Below are 7,069 nucleotides of genomic sequence, written 5' to 3'. Positions count from 1 at the left end.
CATTCTAGTCCCCTTGCATATAGTATGGCACGGAAACACTCGCATGGAGGGAAGAACATGGATAATCAACAAGTTAATTGGGCCAATGTGGGGTTAAGAATGGTTCAGGGATTAACTACAGTTATTGATGCAATTCGTCAGCTCGATGCCCAAGAGGCCTCTATGGTGATGAGACTATTAGGGAAAACCTGCATGAAAACAATGAAAGAAGGAGTTGGGCATCAATTTGGCATTGCCCTGGTTGAAACAAGTGCACAATTGGCGATGAGAGAGAAACTAGTTGTTGAGGATGTCTTGAGGATCATCAGCTCGATCATCGGACGACTTTACTTTACGGCAAGCACAGAGGAAGAAAAACTGCTCGTTGCCCAACTTGAAGAAGCAGTGAAAAATTACCAGATAATTTAAGTCCCACCTAGTGAACCAATGCATAGACTATTGAGAAGGAAAGAGGTGATTTGAATGAAGGTTTACTATGTCCGTTTGCCTGAGTTCATACTCGGTTTTCTCCGTAAAGTATTCAACTAAGAAATATTTACTTAAGACATGACATTAAAGAGCCCTCCCTCCCATAAGTATTAGAGAAAAGACAAGCAAGGAGGGAGGACATGACTCGTAGTCGTTATGTCTGGCTGTTGGGAATAACCTTAATTTGTTTATTTGGAATAGTTGCCTGGAAGTCACCCCAAGCAGTTATGGTAGCTTTGTCGGAGCCCCAATATGCAGATTCACCCCAGGCAGCGGTCCAACGTTTTTGGGGTTATTTAGACACAAGGCAGCTCGATCTGGCCGAACAGCTCATTGACCCCAAGAACTTAAATCCCTTGGGGCAGCAGGAATATGCTCTGTGGAAAAATCGGGTCAAAGACAATCCTTTAATCAGCTTAAAAAAGCTGGAGTTTGGGAACTATCCAAATCCGAATATTGTGCTGGTTAATGTGGAATGGACATCTCCAATTAAGGAAAAGATCGTAGAAACTTACTTAATGGAAACTCAACCTACTGACCTGGGGTGGAAAATTAATCAAATTCAAAAACTTAATGCTCAATCCTTGGCCTCTCAAGGATAGGTCTAACGCGCTGGCAAGCGCGTTTTTGCTTTGGTAAGTATAATTCCTTTCATAAAGGTTTAGACTGAAATAGTAAGAATGGTTAGGTGTTCATAAAAACACACGTAGAAGTGCGCTAGGTCACACCATTTGTTTTCGCCCTTTGCTACGATTAAGCCATAATATCAAAGGAGGATCATAATAATGGCCGATACTAAGAAAGAAAATGTAGAATTAGAGTGCTCCCATTGTGGGACTACCAGCGAACTCACCCCTGTTATGACTTATGTTCACCAAGGGGATGAAAAGCATGTTTGTGTTCATTGTTTGCCGATGTTGATTCATGGCTAAGAATATTTGAGGTGTTTTTAAGATGAGATTTACATTAGATATGAAGCTGAAGGATATTATGGCTGCCAACCCGAAGACGGTCGAAGCCATGCAGGAATTGGGTCTGCACTGCTTGGGCTGCCCTTTTTCTGTGAATGAAACCTTGCTTAATGCCGCTCAGATGCATAAACTTGATCCGCAAAAACTACTGGAAGCAGTTAATGCCGTAGAGCAAGGAGAAATGTCTGAGGAAGCAAAAGCTAAGGCTCAGCCGAAGGGCGCAATCTTGCAAATGGACAAAAAGACTTATGCAATTGCCCCACATATTCCGGCCGGAGTTGCTACCCCGGAGATATTGCGTAAAATTGCCGATGTAGCGGAAAAATACCAGGCAGCAGCGATTAAAGTTACCTCTGCTCAAAGGATTGCCATAGTAGGCTTAAATTCCGAAGATATTCCCAAGGCTTGGGATGATCTGGGTATGGACCCCGGACATGCTGTGGGCCTCTGTGTCCGTAATGTTAAAGTTTGCCCGGGGAGTACATTTTGCAAACGCGGCTTGCAAGAGACTTTGGGTATCGGTATGGAGATCGATAAGCGTTACCATGGGATGTCTCTTCCTTCTAAATTCAAAATCGGTATGGCCGGGTGTCCCAATAAGTGTACCGATTCTATGAATGTGGATCTGGGTATTATGGGAACAAGTAAGGGCTACCACGTTTATGTAGGCGGAAATGGCGGCGTAAAACCCCGCCGTGGAGACTTGTTGATTGAGAATCTCCAAGGAGATCAGCTCATCCCCGTTATGGATGCAGTCATAGATTATTATAAAGAAAAAGCAAAACCCCAAGAACGACTGGGAAGGCTGATTGACCGAATTGGCTTAGAAGAGCTTCAAGAAGTGGCTAAAGAGGTAATTAGTGTTTAACGTATTTCCATAGGGAAGCTAAATATATGGTCCAAAAATTTCGGGGGCGTATCTACTTGATACGCCCCCGTATGTTATTATAATTAAATATTATTAATCAAGATGAATTGCATCCACGGGGCAGTCATCTGCCGCTTCCTGAGCAGACTCTTCAAGTTCACTGGGAACAGGGTCTACATAAGCTTCAGCTAATCCCTCATCATTCATTTGGAATACTTCCGGGCAAATGGATGCACAAGCACCACAGCCTATACAGTTTTCGTCTACATATGCTTTCATTAACCAATACCCTCCTTTATTAAACTCAGGTTAAATGTTCCCTTATTATTGAATGGTTATGCATTTAGTAAGAACTGAAGGGCAATGAAATTTATAATTGGGCGGTACTAAATACCGTTGCAACTTTTTACGGAAAACTTACCGATATTAAGACTTAATATTCTTGTAGATTCGTGAAAATGCCCCGGGCATTGACCAGGCTGGAGAATAATGGAAATATTTAACGAGAAAATTAATACAAGATGATTCAGAAAACCCTTAATTTCAAAGGGATTGATTAAAAATGGTTAATTATGAGAGTTCCCTTTTTTTTGCGTTTTCGACATGGAAGCTAACGTATAATAGGGTCACCGGCAAAAAGGTAAGAAAAATAATGACATTATAGCGAGATATAGGCCGGAAAAATTTCGTAAGGCAGGATGATAATTAAAATGGGAAAAAGAGTTAAAATTGTCGTGGCCGATGATAACCGGAATTTATGCCAAATGCTGCAGGATTTTCTTCATAGCCAGGACGACCTCGAGGTGGTAGGGTTAGCGTACAATGGTGTAGAGGCCTGGGATCTGATTCAGTCCCAAGAACCTGATCTGGTTATTATCGATTTGGTTATGCCAAGTTTGGATGGGTTAGGTGTTTTGGAAAGAATTAATTGTAGGGCTGCTGCAAATCGACCAAAGGTGATTATGCTCACTGCATTTGGGCAAGAATCGCTAACTCATCAGGCCATGGTTTTAGGAGTAGATTATTTTATCTTAAAACCTTCCGATCTGGAAATACTGGGCAAACGAATTCGCAGTTTAACCCAGAGCATTCCGACAGCATCGTCGGCTCCCGTGTCTTCCGCAGTTAGTTCGGTGACCAATGTTGGAAGCAGTGTGAACCTAGGGGCGGAAGTAACCAATATGATGCATCAGATCGGGATTCCGGCCCATGTGAAAGGTTACCAGTACATAAGAGACGCGATTCTCATGGTTGTCGAAGATGTCTCCTTACTTGGAGCTGTGACCAAAGAACTTTATCCGGCAATCGCTAAAAAGTATGATACCGCCCCCAGCCGTGTGGAGCGGGGAATCAGGCATGCTATTGAATTGGCTTGGGAACGGGGACATACTGAAACCCTCAAAAGAATTTTTGGTTATTCAATGAATATTGAAAGACAAAAACCTACCAACTCAGAATTCATAGCATTATTAGCCGACAAGCTAAGAGTCATGAGCAAAGTAAGCTGATAAAACTGTTGAGTATCATATTATCGAATCTTACATAAAGCTTTCAAACTGTTGATTAAATTAAAGTAATCAGCAGTTTTTTTATTTTCTTTAGATAAAGGCGTTTGGAAAAAAGTTGATATTCTCTTCGGAATATTGTGTCTATTGGCCTTTTTATCAGTGATTTTCCCTTGTTATAAGAAATAAAAATGAGAAATATATCTAGATTTTGCAAATTGACAAAGCTAGTCCAGATTGTTAAAATTGAATCGCATCTTTGTTTTTTTAGGTCAAGGATGACTAGGTGAAAATTCGGGCGTAGGTGCTACGTCCAATTTGCTTTTATGACGGGAGAGGTTATGAAAAAAGTAGGGGAGTTTAGTAAATGATAAAATACATTATTAAGCGAATTATTCTAGCAGTAATGACAATTTTCGTGGTTGCAAGCATTACTTTTTTCCTAATGAACATGGTGCCGGGTGGTCCATTTGTCGCGGAAAAATCCATAAGTGCACAAGCTCAGGCCGCACTCAATGAGAAATTCGGATTGGACAAACCGCTGATTGTACAGTATAAAAACTACATGCTAAGTGCTCTCCACGGTGATTTTGGTTTGAGTTTAAAACAGCGGGGTCGCACTGTTAGTGATATCATTGTCAGCAAGTTTCCGGTTTCAGCCAAGCTGGGCGGTATTGCTGTGCTCACAGCACTTTGTATCGGGATTCCTTTAGGAAGTATTTCTGCGCTTAACCGTGGTAAATGGATTGATGATGTGATTATCGTCATCGCAACCTGCGGCATTGCCTTCCCAAGTTTTGTTATCTGTACCGTAGGCATGTATGTGTTCGGCGTTTACTTAGGAGTATTGCCGACGATGGGCCTTACCACACCGGCTCATTATATCCTTCCGGTATTTGCCCTTTCCTTCTACCCGACAGCCTATATTACCCGACTGATGCGTTCATCTATGCTTGATGTGATCGGTCAGGACTATATGCGAACGGCCCGTGCCAAGGGTCTTTCCCAGATGAAGAGTCTTTTCAAGCATGCCCTGCGCAACGCAATTCTGCCTGTGATCACTTATGTTGGCCCGATGCTGGCGTTCACCCTGACCGGGAGTTTCATCGTAGAGAAAATTTTCGTAATTCCTGGTTTAGGCGGTCAGTTCGTCAGTTCCATCGTCAACCGCGACTACACTGTTATAATGGGTACGACGATTTTCTTGGCAACGCTTGTTATCGTTATTAATGCGCTGATCGATATCCTCTATAAATTTATTGATCCGCGTATTCAACTCAAATAAAGGAGGGCAGAAAATGACTGAAAAAAATCCACTCAGCTTTCAACTAAAGGTCGAAGATTTTCTGCCTGCAACCGACGCAGAAAAGCAAAGCCTCACTCAGATGCGTCCCGGCGTCAGCTTTTGGAAGGATGCCATGCGCCGACTAAGGAAAAACAAGGTGGCTATGGTCAGCCTCACGGTCATTCTGGTTGTTATGTTTTTTTCTTTTATCGTCCCCAGCTTTTATCCTTATAAATATGAACAGCAGATTCAGGGTTCCGAGTACCTTAAACCCATGACCTATTCCACTCAGGAACAAGTTCGTATTGATGCCGGAGAAAAAGTATTTCCACATATTCTGGGAACGGATAATTTGGGCCGCGACTATGCTGTCCGCGTCATGGTAGGTAGCCGTATCTCTTTAATTGTTGGTTTAGTAGCCTCTGCTATCATATTGCTTATTGGTTCTGTTTACGGTTCCGTGTCCGGCTTTTTTGGCGGCTGGGTTGATCTATTCATGATGCGTATCGTAGATATTATCTACACTGTACCGGATATTTTGTTGATCGTATTGATTTCTTTTGCAATTAGAGATCCCTTGGCCATCTTGGCAGCAAAACCCGGTTTTGGGTGGATTCAGACGGTTGGCCCTAACCTTATCAGTATTTTCTTGGTGTTTGCCTTGTTGTACTGGGTGGGCATGGCGCGGATTGTCCGCAGCCAGGTGCTGGCCCTTAAACAGAATGAGTATGTGACGGCTGCCAAAGCTTTAGGTGCAGGTAGCGGTCGGATCATCCGTAAGCATCTTTTGACCAACTGCATTGGTACTTTAATTGTTACCACGACACTGCAGATTCCTTCATCTATTTTCACGGAGAGTTTCTTAAGCTTCCTCGGCTTGGGGGTCGCTGTTCCTTTGCCTTCTTTGGGTTCCTTGGCCAGCGATGCCCTCAACGGTTTGAACAGCTATCCTTACTTGTTGATGGCGCCGGCTTTGCTGATCAGCCTCATCATTCTTAGTTTTAACCTATTAGGTGATGGTTTGCGGGATGCATTCGACCCTAAGATGAAGAGTTAAGGAAGGAGAAACATAATGAAAGAGTATTTAGTTGATATCCGCAACGAGAGACTCTCCTTCTTTACCCCTGCAGGCGAGGTAAAGGCGCTTAATGATGTGTCTCTGCACGTCCGCGAAGGCGAAGTGCTGGGTATTGTGGGGGAGAGTGGTTCCGGAAAATCAGTTACCTCATACAGTCTGATGGGCTTGACGGCTCATCCCGGCCGTCTGGTCGGCGGCGATCTCTATTTTAACGGGCACCATATCAATAAGATGACGGAACGGGAGTTACGTGAGATCAGGGGGAATGAGGTTTCCATCATTTTTCAGGACCCGATGACCAGCCTTAACCCGGTCTATACTATCGGCAACCAGATCCGGGAGGTCATACTTTTGCATACCAACAAGAACAGGAAAGAAGCGAACGAGCGCGCTCGGGAGCTTTTGCAGTTGGTAGGCATTAACGAGCCTGAAAAGCGTTTAAAACAGTATCCTCATGAACTGTCCGGTGGCATGCGCCAACGGGTAATGATTGCCATCGCTTTGGCCTGCGAACCTAAACTGCTGATCGCTGATGAACCCACTACCGCTTTGGATGTGACGATTCAGGCCCAGATTATTGAGCTGATGATGAGTCTGAAAGAAAAGTTGGGGATGTCGATTATTCTTATTACCCACGACCTCGGGGTTGTAGCCGGTATGTGCGACCGCATTGCGGTTATGTACGCCGGCAAGGTGATAGAAACCGGCACCGCAGATGAAATATTCTATCAACCTTCTCATGAATATACTAAAGGCTTGCTCCAGAGTGTGCCTAATATAAACGACCAGGAACACAAACAATTGGTGCCCATTGAAGGTTTACCGGTGGATATGCTTAATCCCCCGGCGGGGTGTCCTTTTGCTCCGCGCTGTCGTTCCTGTATGAAAATCTGC

The 7,069-nt window shown here is 43.7% G+C and carries 9 protein-coding genes; 8 read left to right on the top strand and 1 reads right to left on the bottom strand.

Annotated elements, in window-relative coordinates; genetic code table 11:
• The first annotated feature begins 57 nt into the window (after positions 1-57).
• The 4 genes from AC1U9U_RS14650 (at position 58) to AC1U9U_RS14635 (ending at position 2,307) form a co-directional block, all read left to right on the top strand.
• On the top strand, positions 58-408 hold the full coding sequence (locus AC1U9U_RS14650) for a recombinase (protein WP_479961293.1): 351 nt from the start codon (positions 58-60) through the stop codon (positions 406-408).
• A 200-nt stretch (positions 409-608) separates the two neighbouring features.
• On the top strand, positions 609-1,070 hold the full coding sequence (locus AC1U9U_RS14645; protein WP_479961292.1) for a hypothetical protein: 462 nt from the start codon (positions 609-611) through the stop codon (positions 1,068-1,070).
• A 183-nt stretch (positions 1,071-1,253) separates the two neighbouring features.
• Complete coding sequence (locus AC1U9U_RS14640; RefSeq protein WP_479961291.1) at positions 1,254-1,400, top strand: hypothetical protein; 147 nt, start codon at positions 1,254-1,256, stop codon at positions 1,398-1,400.
• 22 nt (positions 1,401-1,422) lie between these two features.
• The gene (locus tag AC1U9U_RS14635) at positions 1,423-2,307 is read left to right on the top strand and encodes a DUF1858 domain-containing protein (protein ID WP_479961290.1); all 885 of its coding nucleotides are present in this window, start codon (positions 1,423-1,425) and stop codon (positions 2,305-2,307) included.
• 93 nt (positions 2,308-2,400) lie between these two features.
• Here AC1U9U_RS14635 and AC1U9U_RS14630 read toward each other — a convergent pair whose 3' ends face one another.
• Positions 2,401-2,586, bottom strand: coding sequence for a ferredoxin (locus AC1U9U_RS14630; RefSeq protein WP_479961289.1), 186 nt, complete (start codon positions 2,584-2,586; stop codon positions 2,401-2,403).
• Positions 2,587-3,017: 431 nt separating this feature from the next.
• Here AC1U9U_RS14630 and spo0A point away from each other — a divergent pair, with 431 nt between their 5' ends.
• From spo0A to AC1U9U_RS14610, 4 genes are all read left to right on the top strand, one after another.
• Positions 3,018-3,815: a sporulation transcription factor Spo0A gene (gene spo0A, locus AC1U9U_RS14625; protein WP_479961288.1), complete on the top strand. Its 798-nt coding sequence runs from the start codon at positions 3,018-3,020 to the stop codon at positions 3,813-3,815.
• Between the two features lie 364 nt (positions 3,816-4,179).
• The gene (locus AC1U9U_RS14620; protein ID WP_479961287.1) at positions 4,180-5,097 is read left to right on the top strand and encodes an ABC transporter permease; all 918 of its coding nucleotides are present in this window, start codon (positions 4,180-4,182) and stop codon (positions 5,095-5,097) included.
• 13 nt (positions 5,098-5,110) lie between these two features.
• Positions 5,111-6,154, top strand: coding sequence for an ABC transporter permease (locus tag AC1U9U_RS14615; protein WP_479961286.1), 1,044 nt, complete (start codon positions 5,111-5,113; stop codon positions 6,152-6,154).
• Positions 6,155-6,169: 15 nt separating this feature from the next.
• Positions 6,170-7,069 (top strand): ABC transporter ATP-binding protein (locus AC1U9U_RS14610; protein ID WP_479961285.1); only part of this gene is annotated, 900 nt, incomplete at its 3' end.

The organism is Desulfitobacterium sp. (genome assembly GCF_982384815.1).
This window is presented reverse-complemented; position numbering and strand designations above follow the sequence as displayed.